This window comes from Pseudomonas sp. GD03842 (genome assembly GCF_029841165.1).
GTDB lineage: Bacteria > Pseudomonadota > Gammaproteobacteria > Pseudomonadales > Pseudomonadaceae > Aquipseudomonas.
Genome location: NZ_JAOCEA010000003.1, coordinates 386,385 through 408,995 on the forward strand (window position 1 = coordinate 386,385; position 22,611 = coordinate 408,995).

The following is a 22,611-nucleotide window of genomic DNA, read 5'->3' on the forward strand; positions in this document are numbered from 1 at the left end:
TGGCCCGGTTCAACTCAGCAGCCGTCGTTCATGGACGCGCTTGTCGGCGTAGACCCAAAGCGAAACACGGGCGTGATCGTTCTCCCCGTTGCTGAAACTGACGGGGCCTGCGGGTGTGGAAAAGTGGTCGAAGCGCAGCGCATCCAGCAAATGGCGACGCTGACGAGCAGCCGCGTCGACGAGGGAAAACGCAGCGAGGGTTTCGATGGCGTAGACCGGGGTGTGCTCGCCGTAGAAGCGCTGGTACACCTGATCGACGCCCTGCGCTTCCGCCAGATCGCTGGCAATCGGAAAACTCACCACGTAGATCGTGCCAGGACGGGCAACGCCTTGGGCGAGCGCAGGGGACGCTGCGTCGTCGGTGAAGATCAGGGGTAATTCACATCCAGCCGCCCGGTTATCCACAAGGAACTGGTGGCTCGCTTTAAGGCGGCCGCAGTAGACCAACGCGTCAGCCTCGTTAGGGTCGCTCACGATGCGGACTGTGGATAAGCTAGCGCCCTGCTCCAATTCAAGCAGTTGCCTTTGGCCGTGGAGACTGGCATCCGCGAACAACGCCAACTTGCTCAATCCGGCCTCTTGCGCAAAGGCCAAAAGCTGCTGCGCCAGTTTGCGATCGGAGGCGCATACCCGGAACGTGGTGCGCCCGTCTTCAGTCAGCCGGGCGCAGGTGGACGCCGGGAGTATCAGCGGAATGCCCGCCTGTGCATAACGCTCGATGACTGCGGCGGCGGACTCGGATGCGAAGTGCCCAATGACCGCATCGACCCCTGCCTCGATGAACCGTTCAGCAGCCGCTTGCCCGCCTTCGGCGCTGGCGCCGTCGTCGAGATACAGGTGTTGAGCGCGACGAACATGGCTGAACAAGTGGCTCGACAGATAGACGCCGCGCAAAAAGCTTCGAGCGTGCAAGGTGGTGCGTACGTCCAGCGCCGCGCAGATTCCCAGGCGCATCATGACAAGGCGACCTCGGTAAAGCGGGAAGGACAGAAAGCCTGCATCGTGGAGCAGTGGCTCTTGTCCAGGGTTACCCCCGCCATCAGGCTACTCAACTCATACGCCAAACGTTCCGCGACATTGGGCGCCATCTTGAAACCTATGCCACAGAAGCCGGTCGCCAGGTAGAGGTGACTGTCGTCACTGAAGCGACCGATCAGCGGCCGACCATCATCGGTATAGGCATCCCAGCCCACTTGAGTCACCAACGGCCAGCAGTGATGCGCGTCGTAGCCAAGCCGCGCCACACGCTCGACGACATCCTGTTCATTGTCGAGACTCGCAAGGTTCAACTGGTCAGCATGTCCAGCGCGTTGCCGTCGCTGCCCTCCGACTTGCATCACACTGCGCCCCAGTGGCAATAGATAGGTATTCAAATGATGCGCAATGACCGGCATGCTCGGCGATTGATCGCACCCCATCCGGGTGAACGGTATCGTCCGCGCATGGACGGCGCCGTGCGGTCTGGCCAGGGGACCATTGGCACCACTGGCATCGACCGCCCATGTCGCCGTCAGGCACAGCGGACCGGCGAAGACCTGGACCTGACCGCCCTCATCCCGGCAGTGATCCACCGCCAGATGGTCAATGAAGGTCGCCTTTTCACGGACGTACCGGCAAAGGTTCGCCACAGCCACCCGCGCATCGACGATCCCGCCGTTGCGCTCGATCAAAAGGCATTCCTGCGGGCACAGCGCCGAAAAACGACCGTTGTCCAAGGGCCCCACCGAAGCATGCAGTTCGACGTTCTGCGTCCCTTCACTGCCCACCGCGTCGAGATACTGGCCGCAGACGTCGGAACTGGCGATATACGCCACTCCCGTGCGTTTGAGTGCCTGCGCGAACAGGGAATGGACGACGCCGGTGCTGTCATCCTGCGGACGGTGGCTGGTCAACGGGCGCAACGCCGGATCCAGCTCCAGCCCGCGCACGATCCCCCCGGTGTCTCGGGTCGCGCCCTGAGCCCCGGCAACTCCTTTTTCGATCAGGGCCACGTCCAGGCCATTCTCCACTAATGCCGCAGCAATCGAGGCGCCCATGACGCCCGCGCCGATCACGATCACATCAAATGAGGTCTTCATCAGCGACTGCCCCCGGTCAGATCTCGTACTCGACGGCGCTGACGTACACCAATTGCTGGAACACCTCATTCTCGGTGAAGCGGCAATAGCGCAGGATCTGTCGGGCAAGGTCCGGAAACACTGGAGCGCCCATCGCACCGATCAGCGCCATGTACGGCAAGATGCGCTTGCCGAGGAGTTGGCGATCACGCGCCGCGTTGATCACGTCCGAGAGCAATACCGCCAGGCCCTTCATGGTGAAGTGATCCACCGAGGTGACTTCGAACCAGCGTGCGACCAGCAACTTGATCGCGGCGGCATCTGCCGATGACACCTTGAGGCTGTCGCCGTCGACGCGCTCGCGTTCGGCCTGGGCCGCCAGTTTGGCGAGTACTTCGTTGAAGGTCTGCTCGCGCCAGGTCGCGAACTTGTTCACATCGAAGTCATCGGTGTCCTGTTCGGGCGCGATCAGCGCCAGGTAAAAGCGTGCGCTGTCGGTGCAGGCGTCGGCGACCAGATCCCGCGCCCAGATGGCATAGTTACGGCTGGTCGAAAGGTTTTTCCCATTCAGCGTCAGGAACTGGTTGGTATAAAACGTCTGACGCAGGCGATAGCCGTACATCGTCTGCAGCAACGCCGGATACACCATCATGTGGCTGAATGCGCAGTCGTAACCAAGGAAATGCACCAGCCGGCCTTTGCCAGAGCGACAGTACTCGTCGTACTCCCATGGGGCGTGCTTGTGTTCGTTGAGGTATTCGCGGAAGGCACCCAGGTAGCCCGACAGCCCCATGGCCCAGGTATGAATCCTGCGGCTGCCGTCTGGCTTGAGGTCGAGGCCGCCGTCGTGCGGGCGGGTGATGGCCCAATCGATCGGGCCGATCTCGAACTCCTCGTTCAGGAACCGACGGATAAAGGGCCGCAGCGGCGCGTTCTCGAACGTACTCTTGAGGTGGCTGCGGAAATTCGAAAGCGCCAGGAACTCGCGTTCCACAGGCCGCCAGATCATCTGCGCCGAGCACAGCTTGCAGTGAAACCCACTCATCTTCGACGCATTGGGTGTGTGCGCACATTCTTCACACTGACTCGCATCCGAGTCCGATCCACAATGATCGCAATTGCCGCGGCCGAAAGCCTCGTAGCCCCACTTGTCACAGTGTTCGCAATAGGGCTCCTGGCTGACCTTCTTATAGATGGCCCCCGCCTTTACCGCTGCTTCGTACGTTTCCTCGACGGCCCTCTTGAAGTAGTTGTTGCGATAAGGGCGCATCCAGAAATCGACTTCGATGCCCATCTTGGCCAGGGTGTCGTTAATCTTGTCGGTGTTCTCCAACGCCAGTTCCTGCGGCGCACGATCCAGCTCGATCCCGCGACGTAACAGGTAAGACTGATAATCGTCCGAGTACGAGACCAATGTGCAGTCATGGCCTCGCTGACGCTGAACGCGGGTGAAGATATCCGCCGCCAGGAATGGACCTGCCATGTGCCCGATATGCAAATCGCCATTGGGCGTAGGTGGGGTGATGGTGACCAGAAGCTTGCCCATTACGAAGCCCTCTGATCGGAAACGTCATGAAGGGTCGCCTTCTGCAAGGCGAATTCATTGAGGGCCATGGCCTGTTGTGCATCTTCATCGAGAAACCGATTGGCCGAGTCACGATCCCACCACACCACATAGAAGTGAAAGTCTTCGTCGGTATCGTTGATGACGTAATGATCCGTGTGTTTGGGGATGGCGGCGATATCGCCCATGGTGAAAGGATAGGTTTCTTCCCCCACGACCAGCTTCGCGTTGCCCTTGATGCCGATGAAGAATTCCTGGTCGATCTGGGTGTGCGAGAGAGACTGGGTGCCGGGGCGTACAACGCACCAACCGCCCCCAATAGGGGTAGGGTAGCCCTTCCAAGGCAACAGCCGGGAACCGTCCAGATCATACTCATGGACCAGTTTGTCCCACGCCATGGGCCGGAATATTTGAAAGTCTGTCATGAAGTTTCTCCTTCAGCGCGGGGCATCCCTGCCCGTTGTTTTTTCGGCTGAATGACGCCGTTGGGTTGAGGGATAAACTGAAGAAATCCGCAGACAGGCGCAAACAAGAAAATCGCAATCAGCAGTTAAGTTTGACTTAACTCAACTTTGCTTAATCATCATGTTTATCAGCAAGTTAGGGTGGCTTTACACCCTCTGTGTTTCAACTTTGAACACTGAAGCAGGACTTAACTGTCACGTGGAATAGCGCACGCTGTACGGGCCAACAATGATCATCGCAGATCACGTAGTTGTGGTTATCCACAGGCGGATTGTTAGGCAACGCGCGAATCGAGGACAATCGCCTAGACGGGCGCAGGGCAACTGACTTCCAGAGAGCCCGCTGTTCGCTCAACTCAACGGGTGGTGAATTCCCGCTGACTGGCGATCGCCTGAGACACCAGCCAGTCGCGGAACTGTCGGCTGGATTTGGGCAGGATGGCGGTTTCGTCGTAAACCAGGTAGTAGGCGATGGGGGTCTCGATCGTGGCGCGGAACGGCACCACCAGGCGCCCCGAGGTCAACTCCTCCCGGATCAGCGAACGGCGGACTAATGCGATGCCCATGCCCGCCAACGCCGCTTCGATCACGCCATTGGAGTCCACGAACACCGAGCCCCGCTGAACCGCCGCGTCGGCGTCCTCGATACCTACCGCCCTTAGCCACAAGGCCCAGTCTTCGCGATGCTCGTCGTGGAGCAGGTTGTAGTTCTTCAGGTCGATGGGGGAAGACAGATAACGCGACTCCGGCAGCAGGCTAGGTGCACAGACGGGTTGCAGCCGGTCATTGATCAGCATCTCGACTTCCAGCCCTGGATACCGCCCCAACCCATGGCGCACCGCGAAGTCGATACCATCGCCAAGCAGATCCACCAGCCGGTTGGTGGTGCTGATCAGCACCTCGATGCCGGGGCACAAAGCTTGAAAATCCGGAAGACGCGGCAACAGCCACTGCATGGCGAAGCCGCTGGTGCAGCTGACCGTGATGGTGTTGGGACCGTTATCGCTCATCAACCGCTGTGTGGCATCGGAAATCTGACCCAGCGCCGGGCGAATGGCACGCAAGTAGATCTTGCCTTCCGGAGTCAGCTCCAAACGCTTGGTATTACGAATGAACAAGGTGACGCCAACGGCTTTTTCCAATTTGGCGATCTGCTGGCTGATGGCCGCAGGGGTGACGAAAAGCTCGCCCGCCGCGCTTTTCATGCTGGCGTGACGCCCCGTCGCTTCAAAGCAAAGCAAGGCGTACAGGGGCGGGAATTTCATGCCGATCCTTGAGTTAAGAAAATCTAATGTGCGTTAGAAAAGCTCGCTTGAGCGGGGGTCCAGACACTGTTGAAATCATCACACCCCGGCTCGAAGAGCGTCAATCTACACCTTTCGAGTCGTTTTGTTGAACGCATTGAAGACGGGAAGGAAGTGTCATGCGGCCATCTGACTATGTGCGGTTACTGCTCCTGGCAGCGATCTGGGGAGCCAGCTTTCTGTTCATGCGAGTGGCGGCGCCCGTGCTGGGTGCATTGCCCACCGCGTTCTTCCGCGTGCTGCTGGGTGCCATCGGCTTGTTGGTGATTCTGGCGATTCTCAAGACGCATCATGAATTCAACGGCAAGTTCAAAGCCACCTTGATTCTGGGCGTGATCAATTCGGGCATCCCGTTCTTGATGTACAGCATGGCAGCCTTGCTGCTCCCTGCCGGTTACTCCGCCATTCTGAATGCCACCACCCCCTTGATGGGCGTTCTGATCGGCGCGATGTTCTTCAACGATTCCCTCACGCCGAAAAAAGCGGCGGGCGTATTGGTCGGCCTGTTGGGGATTTCCCTTTTGACCACCACCGGGCCGATGACCTTTACCAGTTCCGTCGTCATGGGGGCCGTGGCTTGCCTGGTCGCCACCAGTTGCTACGGTGCAGCCGGTTTTCTCACCCGACAATGGATCGCCGACCAGGGCGGGCTCGACGCGAAACTGGTGGCCTTCGGCAGTCAGGTCGGCGCGACATTGTTCCTGGCCCCTTTCTTCGGTATTTCCGCCGTGGTCAACCCACCGGTCAGTTGGGGTGACGCGACAGTCTGGCTGTCTCTCGCAGCCGTTGGCTTTATCTGCACGGCCTGTGCCTACATTCTTTACTTCCGCCTGATCGCCGACATCGGACCGGTCCGTTCACTGACCGTGACGTTTCTGATTCCCCCGTTCGGCGTGCTCTGGGGCGTCATGTTTCTGGGTGAGCACCTGTCCGTCGGCCATCTGTACGGCGGCGGCCTGATTTGCCTGGCCGTGTGGTTCGTGCTCGGCCAGAGCAAGGCCAAACCTGCTCCGAAAGCGCAGGATACGCCGGCAACGACCTGATCTCGAGCTTTTCAAGTTATCCACAACCTAATAGGGCGCTGGCTTCAGCGCCTGACGGGACGGGGCTGTGCCGGGTATTTATCCACATACGGCGCAGTGAGACACCAACAGGCTTCTGGACGTATTCAACATGGCCACATGGACAGACCCATCGATGCTTCGAATGATTGGCTCAGACGCCAGCGCGGAGGCTAAACGATGAGCAGAGCGATCCCGCTGATTGCCCTGCGCACCTTCGTCGAGGTGTGCAAGGTCGGCAGCATGAAACGCGCTGCGGATCACCTGTGCGTCTCCCCAGCAGCGATCAGCCAGCAGATCAAGGGACTGGAAGACCAGATCGGCAAGAGGCTATTCGAGCGCGACGCCAAAGGAATTCAGCTCACTACCAGTGGCCGTGGCTTGTTCGAAGAGCTGGCTGATACCTTCGACGTCATTGAAAAAGCCTGGTCCAGCGCAGCCCTCAAACAGCCGCGGCAAACGCGCCTGGCGATCAGCACCACCTCAACCATCGCCAGCTCATGGCTGATACCGGCATTGGGGGATTTCAAGGAACGGTGTCCGACCATCGAAATTTCGATTCAGATCTGCAACGGCCTCTCAGACCTCAAGCATGGCCATGTGGATATCGCTATCCAGCGTGAAATGGCTGCCAGCCCGGACAACCATGCAACCCGTCTCTGGTCGTCGTACCTGATCCCTGTGTGCAGCCCGGAACTGCTCGCCAAACAACGCACGATCGAAAGTCCACAGGACTGCCTCACTTACCCACTGCTGCAAGACACGGAGCGCAATTACTGGAAGGTGTGGATGAATGCGTTTGGTGTGAATAACCGAAAGATGATTGCAGGCTCAAGCTACGGAGATGAATCCCTGTTGATAAGTGCAGCGTGCGCAGGGCAAGGCATCGCTTTGGTGAACAACGTCTTCGCTTCCGAAGCGCTGCGCTCTAAACGACTCGTACAGGTGACCAACGCCACTTCAGAACTGAAATTCGATTATTTCGTGTACTGCGCCAAAGAGCGCCGAGAGGAGTGGGCAATCGTCGAGTTCATGAAGTGGGCAGAGCAGCAGGCGGGGAAAACCGCGAAGCGCTCAACCCCTGACGCCGAAGGCCTAATCAAAGTTGCCTGAACACAGGGCATTACCGTACCCAGTGTTCATATCGTCGCTGAATCCTCGCCAAAGCTCCTGAGTTGCGCAAGGTGGCCAGCGCATTGGCCCAGGCGTTCACCACCTCATCGTCCGATCCAGGGCTAAAGGCGATGTACAGCGAAGAGCGATACATTTCCACTGGTATCCTGCGCAGGGCGGCGGGTGGAACATTCAGTTTATGGGCATAGGAAGCCACCCCTGCGGGCGTATCGTCGACGATGATATCGGTACGTCCTGCCAACAGCATGCGGTAAAGCTGTTCGCTCCCAGCGGCACTCTTGTCGAGATTGGAAAAGCCTTTCACCAGCAGCGCGTCGGGTACTGACCCCGCGATCCGGGTGGTCACCCGCGGCGCGTGCATCAGTTGCTCCAACGTATTGATCGGCGCAGCACTCGCCAGGTGGGGAAGAAGACATTGCGCAGACATCTTGACAATGCGCATCTATTTCCAGCAAGCGATAGCGCGTCGGTGAAGTCGACACCATTTGAGAAACGCCCGAGCCGTATCCGGCGCATCGTCGCCATTCGCGATACACAGCTCACGGCCGACTCTGTTGAAAAAGCCAACCCGGTCCCGCCAAAAGCCGCACCTGAGTTCATGAATGGCTTTTTGGAGAGATCACCGCCGCAACCCCGGCTGCGTCGACAGGTGGAGGTGAGGAAAAGGCCTCCGCCGGAGTAACCAAGGCAATCAGCAACCCGGTACTAGCGATACCCAAGCCCAGCCACTGGCCCGCCGTCGGCAACTCGCCGATCAATGGAATGCCGAGCAGGATTGCGACCGCGGGTGCCAGCGCCGGGAACAGTGCGGCGCGCCCGGCTCCGAGCCGCTGGACTGCTTGGGCGAAGGCGAATAACGCGATGATGCCGGACAGCACACCCTGCACAAATACCTGTTCAACTAGGATTGAGGGCGACGCCGAGGCTATGCGCGCAGTGTCTTCTAACAACAGGTAGGACGGCGAGTATGTGACAGCCGACAGCACCGACACTACTACTGTCGCGTCGAGTGCCGCGATCTTCCAGCGCCTTATCAGCACGGTGAACGTCGCGAACATGGCGCCTGCTGTGGCGAACATCAGGTCACCGATCCATGCGAGCGAACCCCCGGAAAAAATTGCTGGTCCAGCGATCGTTGCCAACCCTGCGACCAGCACCACCAGCCCCACCAATCGCGACGCTCGCAGACGCTCGCCTAGAAAACAGGCTGACAGCGCGATACTAGCCAGCGTCAGCACGCCGAGCTGGATCACCGCGCCATGGGCGAGAGGGGCGTACAGGTAACCGCTGGCACCGATGAGGACGAATAAAGGCCCCGCTAATAGCGTCAGCACCAGGCTGCGGCACCATCCGATACCGCAGAGCGTCAATGGGGATCGTCGCAGCAACACTGGCAACAGCAGCAGGCCGGCAGTCCCATAGCGCAGGAACGCCATGTCGCTGCCACGAAGCCCTTCGCCGATACCGTGACGTGAAACGGTCAGGAAACCGCCCCAGATGACAGCGGCAACTACGCCGAAGAGTAAACCGACACGACTATGCCGCGTCAGCTTGGCTGGGTTGGGGGGTGGTCCAACCGGGTCCAAAACGGCGTCGGACATACTAACGGCCCATTACTCGAAGTCGGTGGACAAGGTGACAGGCTTCCACGCCTCAATTTCCGCGCGCAGGACAGCCAGTTTCTCCTCCACTAGGCGCAACGCGTCTGAGCCGAGCAACAGATGCGCCGGGGGGTTGGGTGACTCGACCAACGTCAGGATGGCCGCAGCCGCCTTCGCGGGGTCCCCAAGCTGGTTGCCGCTGTCTCTAATTCGCCTCGCACGCAGTGGATCCATCACCTCGTCGTATTCAGCAATGGAGCGCGGAGCACGAACCATCGAGCGTCCCGCCCAGTCCGTGCGAAACGCTCCCGGCTCTACGGCGGTTACATGGATGCCGAGGTGTTTCACTTCCTTGCCCAGCGACTCGGACAAACCCTCCAAGGCAAACTTGCTGCTGTGGTAGTAGCCCAGCCCTGGGAAGGTGACGATCCCGCCCATAGAAGTGATGTTGATGATGTGACCGCGGCGGCGACCTCGCATGTACGGAAGCACCGCCCTGGCGACGGCGACAGCACCGAATACGTTGACATCGAACTGCCTGATCAGGTCATCCAGAGTGGACTCTTCGATCAGGCCCTCATGACCGTAGCCGGCATTGTTCACGAGAACGTCGATCGCCCCTATTTCCCGCTCAATACGATCCACCGTTGACTGCACCGCTTTGTGATCGGTGACGTCGAGCAATACCCCCCGGGATTTTCCGGGCGACAACGCCTCAAAAGCGGCGCGCTCGTCCTCTTTGCGTAAGGTACCGACGACGCGATGCCCGGCGGCTAGCGCTGCCTCGGCGGTAGTGCGACCGAAGCCGGATGATACGCCAGTAATGAAGAACAGTAGGGAAGGTTCGGAAGTGTTCATAGCAGGCTCCTTTCCAACGATGGCCTCTACCTTATTTCCCTGCCGACGTTGCGATAAGCCGATAATTGGGCGAAACCCTGTGAAGATAAACTTGGTAATCGCCATCGGTAAGCTTCGCTTCAGGCGCAGTGCGCCGCTGCGGTCTTGCTGGACCATGCCCGCGAGTCGAACACATGTCCCTGCGCGGTCCGCTGTTCAAACCACTCTGCCGCTCGGCACACGAACTTGGTTTGCGTGGTCATCGAACGAAGGAAAACACGCTATGGCACTGTGCAGTACCTTGAGCCCATGGGGCGGGTCGCCACTCGGCCAGTGTTTTGATTTGCACCAATTGGAGAATTTCATGGCTCAAGATCCAGGCGAACTTTCAGCTTCCTGTCCCAAGCACAAAAATGCCTGAACCGGCACGCCTTCAATCGCCAGAGCAATGCTCAGGTCGGCTGGCTCGATCTCCTGGCGCCGAGGGCACTGGATGGTCGCTAACGCCTCGCAGGCCAGCGCATGCTAGAGAACCAGGTCGCCGGTCCGAGCGGGCATGTCGCGCTCCGCGCGTAGGAAGTCGATCAATGCACGCAGTTTGGCCGGCACGCGGCGCCGATTGGGGTAATACAGATGCAGCGAGGGAATCTGCGGGCTCCAGTCGGTCAGCAATCGCACCAGGCGGCCGTCTTCGAGGAACGGCTCGATGTAGCCGTTAATCATATTCGCGATCCCCAGTCCATCGAGTGCCGAGCGCACGAGGATTTCGGAGTCGTTGACGGTAAGACGGCCGTTCACCATAAGATCGATCTTCTCGTCGCCACGGACGAACTCCCAGCGTTCGAGCATTCCAGTGGTAGTGTGACGAAAGTTGATACAGTCGTGCTCGCGCAGATCATAGGGATGCTCAGGCACGCCGTGCCGCTCAAGGTAACCCGGCGAACATATGATATGTGTGCTCATTACCGGCCCGACGCGCACAGCCACCATGTCCTTTTCGACCAGTTCGCCGAAGCGGATGCCTGCGTCATATCCTTGAGAGACGATATCGACCAACAGATTCTCGACCCGCACCTCGACACTTATTTCTGGGTGCTTATCCATGAAGCGGCGCAGCATCGGCTGCAACACGATCAGATGTCCGGCGCGCGACACGTTTATGCGCAGTTGTCCGGATGGATACACTGATTCGCGACCAACTTCAGCGGAGGCGGCAATCAGTTGTTCAACCGCAGGCTGTACCAGCTCCAGATAACGCTCACCATCCTCGGTCAGGCTGGTACTACGGGTAGTGCGGTTGAAGAGCGCCCGTCCAAGCCGCTTCTCCAGCGTACGAACCGCCTGGCTGACCGCCGAAGTCGAGATACCCAGCTTCACACCAGCTGATGTAAAGCCCTTCGTCTCGGCGACCGTGATAAAGGCAATCAGCCCGTCCAGTGGGTCTTGGCGCATATTTTCTCTCCATAGAGGGAGGCTGCGCACGAATTGTTCAGCCCAGGTTCATAAGTGATCACGATGGGCCGCTTCCGGATTGTCAGGAACGGCGTGACTGTGCTTCCTCTGTTGGTGAAATATGAAGGCACAGCTGCTGATGCCAGCCATTTTGCCGGTGAGCGTTATGGATAATCAATCCGCCTTCCGCGATGACCAGAGTGTAGGCCAGGGACATGCCACCCCCTATGCCCAAGGCGCCGTAGCCATGGCATAGCGGCATTGAACAGCAGCCGGCGCCGTAATCGTCTCGCTGCCTGTACCGTTCAAGCAAACGCAGTCGGCGCGCACGTTTATCGCTGACATTAAATTCCGGCACAGGTAATGACCCTACGACGTGTGGTACGACGCACTATGCCCCGCGCGACAGCGACCGCACGCAGAGGCTGTTTCTCCCCCTCCGCCCCACTGGCTGATCGGCGCGCTGTACCACACTCCGGCACCATGGCCGCCGAGTGATCCGCAGAATGTCCACTTCTGGAATTCGCAGGTGGCTACGTCGAAATCGTCGCCCGCCGGCAGGTGGCCGAATTTCAGATCCAGCGTCTTGCCGAGAAAGGTTTGGCGATAGAACAGCTTGGTCAGGTGCAAGGTCTGGTCGGCACTTTAGATGTCCATGGTCGATGCGGACACGAAACCGGCTCTGAGGTCGGACACTTGGTCGAGGTATCGCGACCACTGCGCTCGGTGACCAACACCTGGAACTCGGCATCGGGAATGCCTACCAGTTTCTGTAGATCGAAGCGATGGTCTCGGCGATTTCCTGCGCCGAGCCGAGTCGATGCAAGGGTATTTGCGGCAGGTAGCGCTGCATCGCCTCCTCCCAACTTTCACTGGGTTGCAGGAACTTGGCGAACATCGGCGTTACCAGCGACCCAGGGGCCACCGCATTCACCGTTACACCGCATTCGGCAAGTTCCACTGACGACTCCAGTCGGCATCGGTTAGTCGATCGAACGGATGTTTCTCCTGCGGCAGACCGGCATTCGGAATCAGCTTCTTCGATACCGCCAATAGCTATTCAGACGGTACCTCGGAGGAAATCGTCGGTCGCGCTTTGCGTGACTTCGCCCGACGCAGCGAAGCTGTAATCGCCACCAAGGTCTTCAATCGGATGGGCCAAGGGCCCAACCGAGCCGGGCTGTCACGCCAGGCTATTTTCAACGAGATCGACAACAGCTTGCGTCGACTGGACACCGACTATGTTGACCTCTACCAAATACACCAGTGGGACGAGCGAACGCCCATCGAGGAAACGCTCGAGGCGCTGCACGACGTGGTAAAGGCTGGGAAGCTCGTTACATCGGCGCGTCGTCCATGTCGGCCTGGCAATTCAACAAGGCCCTGTACAACTCCAAGCTGCACGGTTGGACCCAGTTCGTCAGCATGCAGAGTCACCTCAATCTGCTGTACCGCGAGGAAGAGCGGGAAATGCTGCCGCTGTGCGCGGACCAAGGCATCGCGGTGATGCCATGGAGCCCACTGGCCCGTGGTCGGCTGGCACGCCCCTGGAACGAAAACACTGAGCTGACTCGCTATCCAGCGATCAATGCGCTTGATTGGTCGTCTGTCTCAGCGGTACAGAGTATTTCCTTGAAGCTTCAGACGAATTGAAGCAGCTCATGAGGTAATCGATGAACAACCGAGTACGCACGGGGATATTGTGGCGGCTTCTGTAGCACAGATAATGGGCCCGGCCCTCAGCCACAGTGTCTGTCAGTAGCGGAACCAGTTGACCGCTTTCCAACAGATCATCGATTTGATAATTCGCCAGTTGAGCGATGCCAATCCCAGCGACGGCCGACATGGTAATCAGCCCAACATCGTCAAAGACCACGTGTTCCGGGATGGGAAGTCGAACGAGCTCACCGTCCACGGCTAATTCCCACGAGTATGTCTTGCCAGAATAAGCGCGGCGGAACCCAATGATTTTGTGGTTACGCAAATCTTGAATTGTCTCAGGTGTGCCCGCTCGTTCCAGATAGCTTGGTGCTGCACAAATGATCATTCGCATGGGGGCAAGCGTTCGGGCGATGATTCCCGAGTCCACCAAGCGGCCATTACGAATCGAAAGATCATATTGCCCATCCGCAAAATCAACCAAGCGATCAGTGAGTTCGAATTCTATTTTGATATCCGGGTATCTTTTACAAAACGTCGGGAGCAGCGGCGCTACGCATTTACGACCGAAGCCAACCGTGGAGCTGATTCGAACAGTGCCCGCCTCGGTGCACGCAAACGCCTTTAGCTCATGCGCTGACTTTACGACGTGATCCACACTGCTGAAACAGTTTTCAAAAAAATGACGTCCCTCACGCGTCAAATTAACCTGGTGAGTCGTTCGCTCCAGCAACCGAACGTCCAACTGCGCTTCCAATCGACTAATGCTTTTGCTGACCGCCGGAACGGATATACGAAGCTCTCGTGCTGCCGCACTGAAGCTCTGCGTCGACGCCACCTTCATAAACGCAATGACGCCTGCGAAGTTCTTGCCTACCAACTTTTTATCCTTTCCTGGAAAGCTGTGGGTTGGACCCGTAAATAACGATCCGTGTGGAGAAACCCTACCGCGAACAACCGAAGCGTCGGGCGATTGATCTTGGGTCTCAAAACGAACTGCGCGTCAGCTCAGCGACACCAGATAAAATGATGGTCCGCTCACACAACGGAGAGCAATGGAAACAGGCATAGAGGATTTATTTATTATGCTGGGCCAAGTTTCGGCGGTGGCTGCCGAGGGCGTATAGTGTCGCGATCACGCCGATCACAGCAGGTAAAGTGACAGCTGGAAACTCGGTGATTAGGTATGAGGGCGAACAGATCCCAGTCATGACCTCAAGATAATGAAAAATAGCATGACAGGTGAGCCACAGCGTCGCAGAGGTCCAGAGGAACAGGCGGTAAGCGGGGTTCAAAGCGCCGTAAACAAAACCGCCACCAATGAAGATATAGAGAATCCCGATATCTCGGATGAAGTGCTGATTGAACAGCCCGGTCCTACCTACGCCAGGCACCACCGAGAACCAAATCTCGGGTGAGGACAGCATGAAAATGCCGTTTGCGGCCATCGCCGCGCCTAAAATTGTCGTCAGAATGATGATGACTCGAGCCACAAGAGTTCCTCCTCGATACAAGCACTTTTTATAGACGGGTCGGTGTATTACGTAAATGACCAATTCCCGAGATTTCGGGTGCTCCAATTATCTTGGGGTCGGGTGGACGTTTAGTGGAGTACAGCGAGCGTAGCCTTCCCCCCGTTCGTTGATCGTGGCCGGGGCCGTGATAACGGCTAGTATCGTTTTGCTGTTAACAGTAAGCGGTCGGATGAATAAAAATTCGCCTCCCGGCGATGGTCACTCAGCCGCTATCGATTCAGGTGACTTTTCAAGCCTCAGATGGTCAGGGCCCGACTGATGAGTACGTGAGTGGACGAGGCTAGAAGGCCTGCCCAGCGCGGTTGCAACGAACGCATCGTCCGCTGCAGTGTACTCCCCGGAAAGTTTATACCCTCCTGGCTGGCGTTCCACCTCAGTGATCACACCTGAAGGAAGTTTGACGAACACTACAGGCCGCTCTGGTTGCGTAGGCCGACACTTTGCGTAGTTGTACTGTTGCGTTAAAGCCTCCATCGCAGCTTTCGTGCAATCATCGAGTGTCAGGCTACCCTGAACCGGCAGTTCTTTGTTGACGTTCACAACCGTGGCAAGTAGCAGTGTGTACAGTGACATGAATATTCCTTAGGCCCTGGCCGATGCCGCTCGAATTAACTCCGTAAGCGAAGTCGTTTGAACGAACAGACGAAGAGCACCCATGACGTTTTAATTAAAAGCTCCCAACGCGCGGATGGACTTTACACGCAGGGACGGGCGCCGTGAGGGTTTCAATGGTTAAAACTGATTTATCTGCAGCAGGGTGGATCGAAGGCAACACTATTAGTTAAATGAAATAGGCTGGTGCCGATACTATCTGACGTGAGAAGAGCGTTCACGTTGAAGTGTAGATCCCCTTGCCTGCTGAAGCCCGCTGACCTGTGAACCTGCAGCGCACTTGCAATACCGCCGCCACTGCTTAGGAGTCATTGATGGACGAAGTTTTCTCGAACGTCACGCTGCAGCTTATGGAATCTGATTCGGATATCAAGCGTTGCTTTGAAGTCATGAGACAACTTCGGCCTCAGCTGAAGTCTGCCGATGACTTGCTTGTTTGCGCCCGACGCCAACGGCCAGAGGGCTATAGGATACTTGCGGTGCTGCAAGCCGGCTCCCCTGTGGGGCTAGCCGGTTATCGAATGATGACAAATATGATACACGGCCATTTCCTGTACGTAGACGACCTGATCACTACCGAGTCCATCAGGGGAACTGGTATAGGTGCTCTGCTGATAAGGGACTTGAAAGCTATCGCGGGCCGCGCTGGTTGCAACCGTTTAGTACTAGATACGGCCTTGGGCAATGCTTTAGGTCAGCGTTTTTATTTTCGACAAGGACTGTTGGCTGGGGGCATGCAATTTGCCGTGGATCTGTCATGACGCCGACGCTCTCGGCATGGCCGCTTTCGTCTGAGGGCTTGGCTACAACCCAATCAGCCGTCACATTCGGCAGCGAGGAAGCCCTCACTAAGCCGGTGCAGGTGCAAATGTCTACCACTACAAATCTAGCGGTCATAGATGACGACCGTATGGTACGCGACTCGTTAGCGAGTCTGCTCAGGTCCTATGGCTACTCTTGCCACTGCTTCGAAAGCGCAGAAATCTTTTTGAAATCCGTTCAATTTCCTCGTATCCAATGCGTCTTGACCGACATCCAGATGCCGGGCCTTAGCGGTTGGCAACTCGCCGAAATTTTAAACGCTAGCTGCGCGTCCACTCCAATCATTCTCATGACGGCGTCTCTGGCTTTTGGACATGGGGTACAGGCCAGACCATCGAACGTCTTGGGTGTATTAGCTAAACCCTTCGACAGCGTTGAACTCATTGATTTGCTCGAGCAGGCCCTGAGCTTGGTTTGCCAGAGATACAGATCCTGAGGTGACGAAAAAAGCTGCGTACGAGGGGCTGCGCCGACCGATCTGAGCGTTCGGTACAGGCGCGCCCTCCGACCTTGCTCAAGCGCTGAGATCTACCGCCTTCTCCACGCGCACTGCCGCGTGTCGCAGCGCTAGTTTTCTCAACGCCACATAAAACACCGGTGTCAGGAAAAGACCGAAAAGCGTGACGCCTAGCATGCCGCCGAAAACGGTTACCCCTGTGGCCAGCCTCACCTCGCTTCCTGCGCCGTGTCCTATCAGTAACGGGACTGAGCCGGCAATGAAAGCTACCGAGGTCATGATGATTGGACGTAATCTCAGATGACATGCCTCCAGCGCTGCCGCCACGACTGACTTGCCCTTCATTTCCAACTCCCGAGCAAATTCCACGATCAAAATGGCGTTTTTACAAGCCAGCCCCATCAGCACCACTAGCCCCACTTGAACGAAGACATTGTTGTCGCCGCCGGTGGCCCAGACCCCCAGTAAAGCGGAACACATACAGACTGGCACAATGAGGATGACTGAAAAGGGCAGGGTCCAGCTCTCATAAAGCGACGCCAAGACCAGAAATACCAGCATGACGGCCAGGGGAAATACGATCAGCGCAGCGTTATTCTGGCTCACTTGTTGGTAACTTAAGTCCGTCCACTCCAGCTCAATGCCGTGAGGCAGGACCTTCCCTGCTATCTCGGTGAGTTTTTCAATCACCTGGGCTGATGAAAGGATAGCGGGGTCGGAGTCTCCGATAACGTCGGCAGCTGGGAAACCGTTGTAGCGCACCACCGGGTCAGGCCCGAATGTAGGCACCACACTGATCATCGACCCTATGGGCACCATGTCCCCGCGGTCGTTTCGGGTGCGCAGATTTCCAATGTCTTGCGCAGTTTGGCGGTGCGCTGTTTCAGCCTGCGCGAGCACCCGATACACCCTGCCAAACTGATTGAAGTCATTGACATACGCCGATCCTAAATATGTCTGGAGTGTTTCAAATAGACTGGTCAGAGAAACGCCTTGCGCTTTTGCCTTGACTCGATCAACACGTACCTCAAGCTGTGGAATGTTCGCCTGATAAGAGCTTACTGGGTACGTCATGCCCGGCGTCTTGGCCACTTCGGCGATAAAAGCGTTCAGCGCACTCTGCAGGGCGCCATAACCAAGCCCGCCACGATCTTTCAAATAAAGCGAATATCCCGACCCGTTTCCTAACCCCTGTATCGGCGGAGGCAGGAGCGCATAGGCGAATCCATCCTTGATCGCCGCAAATCTCGTATTCAGTTCGGCATTAATTTCAGCGGCACTGCGAGTGCGCTCGGAGAATGGTTTGAGGATGATGTAGGAAGCGGTCACATTTGGGGTATTCACGGACTGCAGAGCGTTGAACCCTGCGTAGGCTGGGACGATGTCTACGCCCTCGACGTGATGAGCAATCTCTCCCAATTGCCGTGTGACGGCATCCGTCCGGGATAATGACGCTCCTTCTGGCAGCTTAGCGCCCGCAAACAAGTAGAGCTTGTCTTGGGTGGGGATGAATCCGCCGGGGATTGAGTTGAACAGGCAGACCGTAGCGCCGAGCAGGAGTATGTACACAACGAATACTGCCCCACTACGACCGAGCAACCTTGAGACCGTGCCTTCGTAGCGCTTCGAGCTGCGGAGGAAAAATCGATTGAACGGTCGGAAGATCCACCCTAGACCGGAATCCATACGGCGTGATAGCCAGTCCTTCGGCCCATGGTGATCGCGCAGCAATTTGGCCGCTAGCGCAGGCGACAGTGTCAGGGAGTTGATTGCTGAAATGATCGTCGAGACGGCAATGGTGACGGCAAACTGTTTATAGAACTGACCGGTGACCCCGCTCAGGAAGGCCATTGGTACAAACACGGCGCACAACACCAAGGCGATGGCGATAATGGGACCGGAGACCTCCCGCATTGCAGCGTGCGCAGCCGCTCGAGGAGGCATGCCTTGCTCAATGTACCGCTCGACGTTTTCCACCACGACGATGGCGTCATCCACGACGATGCCGATTGCCAGCACCAAACCGAACAGCGTCAGCGTGTTGATTGAGTATCCGAGCAAATATAGGAAGGCGAATGTCCCTATCACCGACACAGGCACTGCTAAAAGCGGAATGATCGAAGCACGCCAGTTCTGCAAAAAAAGAATGACGACCAAGACCACCAATATTACTGCTTCGAAAAGCGTGTGCTTCACGGAGCTGATTGAATCACGCACGAACACCGTTGGGTCCCACACCGCTCGGTACGTCATATCCTGAGGGAAGTCCGCGGCGAGCTGATCTAACTTTTTATAGACTTGCTCGGCAACACCCAAAGCGTTTGCGCCGGGTGACAAAAAGATGCCGGCGGTGGCCGAGTTTTTGTTGTCCTGGAAAGTGCGCATCGTGTAATCGCCTGCGCCTAGCTCGACGCGTGCGACATCACCCAACCGTACGACTTGGCCATTGTTACCGCTTTTCAAGATGATCTCGGAGAATTCCTTTTCGGAGCGAAGCCGGCCTTGAACGTTGATCGATATCAAGAAATCGGTTGCTTTTGGAGAGGGCTCGGCGCCCAGCTGCCCAGCGGAGACCTGTACGTTTTGTTCTCGTACCGCGTTCAACGCATCCGTTGCGGTGAGACCGCGTGAGGCTAGCTTGTCGGGATCCAGCCAGATTCGCATCGCGTAATCGCCCGAGCCGTAAAGGCCCACGTCTCCAATGCCCTTCAACCTCGATAGCTCATCCTTGACATGCAAAGTGAGGTAGTTGCGAAGATAAAGCGCGTCGTAAGTGTTTTTGGGCGAGAGAAGCGACACATACATCAAGGGTGTAGGGGATTGCTTTTGCGTGGTCACACCGAACTGCCGGACCTGCTCCGGTAGCCTGGATAGGGCTTGGCTCACTCGGTTTTGAACGCGCACAGCCGCAGTGTCCGGATCGATGTCTGGGAGAAAAGTGACCACCACCTGCAACGTGCCATCCGAACCGGCCACAGATTTCATGTACATGATGCCTTCGACGCCATTGATCGCCTCCTCAAGGGGAGTGGCAACGGATTCGGCGATTTCCTTGGGGTTCGCACCGGGATAACTGGCACGGACGACAACGCTGGGCGGTACGACTTCAGGATATTCACTTACGGGCATTAGCGGAATCGCTATCAGCCCGACGACCGTAATAATGATTGACAAAACGATGGCGAAGATGGGGCGTTCAATGAAGAATTTTGAAAAGTCCACAGCTTAAGCCCTCAGTTCTGCGAAGTTTTCATGGCAACTTCCGACGGCCTCACCGGTGCGCCGGAGAAATAGATTCGCTGCTGTCCATTCACAATGACTTTGTCCCCTGGCTCGAGTCCCGACTCGACCACACGAAGCCCTCCATTAATTCGGCCAACTGTAATGTCCCGACGCTCCGCTTTGTCCCCTTCGACCAATACATAGACGAATTTGCGATCCTGATCGGTGAGCACGGCCTTGTCGTCAATGAGTATCGTGCCGTTCTCTTCGTTATTAGAGAGCGATACGCGAGCGAACAGCCCTGGCGTGAAGAGGTGAGTTGAATTGGAAAGGCGAGCACGCAACCGGATGGTCCCCGTCGACGCGTCCATCTGGTTATCTGTGAAATCCACTTCGCCGGTGTGTGGAAAACCCCGGTCGTTGGCGAGGCCAACCCGGACGGTCAGCGTGGCGTGGCCGTCTTTCGAAGCGCGCGCTTGCTCACGGTAACGAAGATAGCTGTGCTCATCGGGGTCGAAGTAAACGTACATGGGGTCTTGGGATACCACGGAAGTCAAAACGGTTTGATCGGCCACAGCCAGGTTCCCCAGCGTCAACTGGGCGCGGCTGGCCCGGCCATTGATGGGGGAGCGTACTTGAGTGAATTCCAGATCAAGTTTTGCGAGGGCGACCGCGGCAACCGCGTCTCTCACATCGGCTTGGCTCTGCAGGTAATTTGCACGGCGGGTGTCGGCATTTTCCTTTGACATAGCGTTGTTTTGCACCAGCGTTTGGGCGCGACGGTCTTGCAACTGTGTCATCGAAAGTGATGCCTTCGCCCGCTCTAACCTCGCCTGTGCGCTGTCCAGCGCAGCTTGATATCTGCGGGGGTCAATCGCTATCAGCAAGTCACCTTTGCGAACCTCGTCGCCCTCCTTGAACGCAACGCGCTCCACATATCCCGTTACTCGGGGACGAATCTGGACCGTGTCGATAGCGCTTATCCGGCCATTGAACTCGTCCCATTGCTTGACAGGCTTGCGTTCAACGGTGACGACATCAACGTCAGCGACCGGAGCGTCTGCGCTTGAGGCTTTGGGTTCTTTGCAACCGGCCAGCATCAATACTGAGACGAACGCTGCGGCTGTCAGCCCGTGGCGATAATTGAGATTGGGCCAGCCGGGGGCGTGAGCATTTTGTTTCGATTTGAGGTCGAGCATGTGGCTGCGGTTCTCGCGGGTCGTGGGCCCTTGGTCAGTTGGAACAAGGGCAGGAGGCGGGCACAGCGGTCGATTTACAGGGCAGAAGACTTGGACGGCTTCGGCGTGCATCAGGAAACGGAATAAATCTGACACGCGGCATCGGAGGCCATGTTGCCGTCGCGAGCGGTCTCGAGTAACGACCCAATTCGGGCTAAAAAACTTAGTCCATTGGTTGCCCGGTACGAGTGGCGGCCAGCAGTGCTGTGCTCAAACCGCATAATAGGGTAAGTGCGGCCGCGGCTATGAAGACGCTTTCCCAGCCAGAACTTGAGGAAACTGCCAGCCCCCCAAGGTAAGGGCTGGCAATAGCGCCACTGCGGCCTATTCCGAGCGCCCAGCCAATGCCGGATGCGCGTAAGGTTTCCGGGTAGAGTCTGGCGCACAAGGCATTGATGCATAGCTGTGAACCGATGACGCCAGCGCCTGCGAGCACCACGACGGCTGAAAGGTAGACGGAAGCTTGATTCATCCAGGCGATCAGCATTGACATACAACCGCCAATTACAAAGCTCATCGGCAGGGAGCGAATCCAACCACGGTCAACTAGGTGGCCGAGCAACAAGCCCCCGAGCACTCCCCCGAATTGAAACAGAGACATCATGTGAATCGCGTCCGGAAGCGTCCTGCCCGCGGCTTTGAAGAGAGTAGGAAGCCAGCTGGACAGCAGATAGGTGGAAGCCATGCTGCAGAAAAAAGTCATCCACAGCAGCGTCGAGACACGTCGCAATCGAGGTTGGAACAAAGCGCGGACTTGCCGCGTCAGTTGAGGTCGTCCCAGTAACAGTCGAGAGTCGACTCTGTGAGAGTCAGCCACCGTTGAAGACTCCGGAAGCCAGCGCAGGAGCGCTAACAATGTGACGAGCGGGAGCACGCCCCCAATGATGAACACGGCTTGCCAGTCAAACCGTTCGATGAGTTGGCTGCCCGCCACACCACCGAGCATGCCGCCGAGAGGAACAAAGCAGTACATTGCCGTCACGGCTCGCCCCGTGAAACGAGCCGGCAATGCCTCAGCGGTCAGCGCTGTGACGTTGGGCAGGCACCCCCCGATGGCGAAACCTGTGACGAAGCGCAGCACCATCATGATTTCGACACGGGTGGCGAGAGCGGTTGCTATGGAGGCCAGGCCCACTACGGTAAATGCGAACAAGATGACCTTACGACGGCCCAGCCGATCTCCAGCCTGACCGAGCAGAATCGTTCCAAGCATGATGCCGGCGAATGAGGCTGATAATACTGGGGCGAACTCACCCGCCTTCATATGCCAAATATCGAGCAACTGGGGGGTGACTACGGCCATTGCCTGAATGTCGAAGCCGTCCATCAATGCTATGAACGCACATAGCAGCACCGTGCGAATCTGAGCAAATTGCAGGCGTTCGGGGGATGGGGCAGATAAAACTCGCGGGTTCATTCTTCCTTCCGGTGTACAGTAAAGGCAACGCTCGTCCAGACAACGTTTATCTCTGGATTCGCGGCTTGCCGGTAAATGGCGTTCAACACTAAAGTTCGTTCGCAGTAGGCACCAATGAGTTGCCGACATATAGGTTATGCCTCAACGTTTCGGGTCGGCGCGCGCCGGCCTCCTC

General features: G+C 57.4%; 18 protein-coding genes and 2 pseudogenes. 4 read left to right on the forward strand and 16 right to left on the reverse strand.

What is annotated here, in order from left to right:
• Positions 1-9: 9 nt before the first annotated feature.
• The 5 genes from N5D61_RS06710 to gcvA form a co-directional block, all read right to left on the reverse strand.
• Positions 10-957 (reverse strand): ABC transporter substrate-binding protein, encoded by a 948-nt coding sequence (locus N5D61_RS06710; protein ID WP_279891545.1) that lies wholly within the window; start codon positions 955-957, stop codon positions 10-12.
• Positions 954-2,078: an FAD-dependent oxidoreductase gene (locus N5D61_RS06715; protein WP_279891546.1), complete on the reverse strand. Its 1,125-nt coding sequence runs from the start codon at positions 2,076-2,078 to the stop codon at positions 954-956. The genes N5D61_RS06710 and N5D61_RS06715 overlap by 4 nt, the downstream gene beginning before the upstream one ends.
• Positions 2,079-2,094: 16 nt before the next feature.
• On the reverse strand, positions 2,095-3,603 hold the full coding sequence (locus tag N5D61_RS06720) for a methionine--tRNA ligase (protein ID WP_108236284.1): 1,509 nt from the start codon (positions 3,601-3,603) through the stop codon (positions 2,095-2,097).
• Positions 3,603-4,046: a cupin domain-containing protein gene (locus N5D61_RS06725; protein WP_279891547.1), complete on the reverse strand. Its 444-nt coding sequence runs from the start codon at positions 4,044-4,046 to the stop codon at positions 3,603-3,605. The genes N5D61_RS06720 and N5D61_RS06725 overlap by 1 nt, the downstream gene beginning before the upstream one ends.
• 395 nt (positions 4,047-4,441) lie before the next feature.
• Positions 4,442-5,350, reverse strand: coding sequence for a transcriptional regulator GcvA (gene gcvA / locus N5D61_RS06730; protein ID WP_279891550.1), 909 nt, complete (start codon positions 5,348-5,350; stop codon positions 4,442-4,444).
• A 158-nt stretch (positions 5,351-5,508) separates the two neighbouring features.
• Between gcvA and N5D61_RS06735 the strand changes: the two genes are divergently transcribed.
• A complete protein-coding gene (locus N5D61_RS06735) occupies positions 5,509-6,432 on the forward strand; it encodes a DMT family transporter (RefSeq protein WP_279891552.1) in 924 nt (307 codons plus the stop codon).
• A gap of 198 nt (positions 6,433-6,630) precedes the next feature.
• Positions 6,631-7,563, forward strand: coding sequence for a LysR substrate-binding domain-containing protein (locus tag N5D61_RS06740; protein WP_108236288.1), 933 nt, complete (start codon positions 6,631-6,633; stop codon positions 7,561-7,563).
• 10 nt (positions 7,564-7,573) lie between these two features.
• On the opposite strand, the pseudogene N5D61_RS06745 reads toward N5D61_RS06740, so the two are convergent.
• The 5 genes and pseudogenes from N5D61_RS06745 to N5D61_RS06765 all read right to left on the reverse strand — a co-directional run.
• Positions 7,574-8,002 (reverse strand): annotated as a pseudogene (locus N5D61_RS06745) (transporter substrate-binding domain-containing protein); the annotation flags it as partial.
• Positions 8,003-8,180: 178 nt separating this feature from the next.
• Complete coding sequence (locus N5D61_RS06750) at positions 8,181-9,185, reverse strand: DMT family transporter (protein WP_279891554.1); 1,005 nt, start codon at positions 9,183-9,185, stop codon at positions 8,181-8,183.
• A 12-nt stretch (positions 9,186-9,197) separates the two neighbouring features.
• Positions 9,198-10,043 carry an oxidoreductase gene (locus N5D61_RS06755; RefSeq protein WP_279891556.1) on the reverse strand — a complete coding sequence of 282 codons (846 nt, stop codon included), beginning with the start codon at positions 10,041-10,043 and terminating at the stop codon, positions 9,198-9,200.
• A gap of 504 nt (positions 10,044-10,547) precedes the next feature.
• Complete coding sequence (locus tag N5D61_RS06760) at positions 10,548-11,474, reverse strand: LysR family transcriptional regulator (protein ID WP_108236291.1); 927 nt, start codon at positions 11,472-11,474, stop codon at positions 10,548-10,550.
• Positions 11,475-12,234: 760 nt separating this feature from the next.
• On the reverse strand, positions 12,235-12,435 hold the full coding sequence (locus tag N5D61_RS06765; RefSeq protein WP_279891558.1) for an SDR family oxidoreductase: 201 nt from the start codon (positions 12,433-12,435) through the stop codon (positions 12,235-12,237).
• Between the two features lie 66 nt (positions 12,436-12,501).
• Between N5D61_RS06765 and N5D61_RS06770 the strand changes: the two are divergent.
• A pseudogene (locus N5D61_RS06770) lies at positions 12,502-13,049 on the forward strand (aldo/keto reductase); the annotation flags it as partial.
• 10 nt (positions 13,050-13,059) lie between these two features.
• On the opposite strand, the gene N5D61_RS06775 reads toward N5D61_RS06770, so the two are convergent.
• From N5D61_RS06775 to N5D61_RS06785, 3 genes are all read right to left on the reverse strand, one after another.
• Positions 13,060-14,013 carry a LysR family transcriptional regulator gene (locus N5D61_RS06775; protein ID WP_279891560.1) on the reverse strand — a complete coding sequence of 318 codons (954 nt, stop codon included), beginning with the start codon at positions 14,011-14,013 and terminating at the stop codon, positions 13,060-13,062.
• A gap of 196 nt (positions 14,014-14,209) precedes the next feature.
• Entirely contained in the window at positions 14,210-14,626 is a 417-nt protein-coding gene (locus N5D61_RS06780; protein ID WP_218565110.1) for a hypothetical protein, read from the reverse strand.
• Between the two features lie 240 nt (positions 14,627-14,866).
• Positions 14,867-15,241, reverse strand: a complete 375-nt coding sequence (locus N5D61_RS06785) for a hypothetical protein (protein WP_108236294.1) — start codon at positions 15,239-15,241, stop codon at positions 14,867-14,869.
• A gap of 353 nt (positions 15,242-15,594) precedes the next feature.
• Here N5D61_RS06785 and N5D61_RS06790 point away from each other — a divergent pair, with 353 nt between their 5' ends.
• Positions 15,595-16,041 carry a GNAT family N-acetyltransferase gene (locus tag N5D61_RS06790; protein ID WP_279891562.1) on the forward strand — a complete coding sequence of 149 codons (447 nt, stop codon included), beginning with the start codon at positions 15,595-15,597 and terminating at the stop codon, positions 16,039-16,041.
• 575 nt (positions 16,042-16,616) lie between these two features.
• Here the strand turns inward: N5D61_RS06790 and N5D61_RS06795 are convergent.
• From N5D61_RS06795 to N5D61_RS06805, 3 genes are all read right to left on the reverse strand, one after another.
• Positions 16,617-19,781, reverse strand: a complete 3,165-nt coding sequence (locus N5D61_RS06795) for a multidrug efflux RND transporter permease subunit (protein WP_108236297.1) — start codon at positions 19,779-19,781, stop codon at positions 16,617-16,619.
• Positions 19,782-19,792: 11 nt separating this feature from the next.
• On the reverse strand, positions 19,793-20,980 hold the full coding sequence (locus N5D61_RS06800; RefSeq protein WP_177410997.1) for an efflux RND transporter periplasmic adaptor subunit: 1,188 nt from the start codon (positions 20,978-20,980) through the stop codon (positions 19,793-19,795).
• 202 nt (positions 20,981-21,182) lie between these two features.
• Positions 21,183-22,436 carry an aromatic acid/H+ symport family MFS transporter gene (locus N5D61_RS06805; RefSeq protein ID WP_279891563.1) on the reverse strand — a complete coding sequence of 418 codons (1,254 nt, stop codon included), beginning with the start codon at positions 22,434-22,436 and terminating at the stop codon, positions 21,183-21,185.
• Positions 22,437-22,611 lie beyond the last annotated feature (175 nt).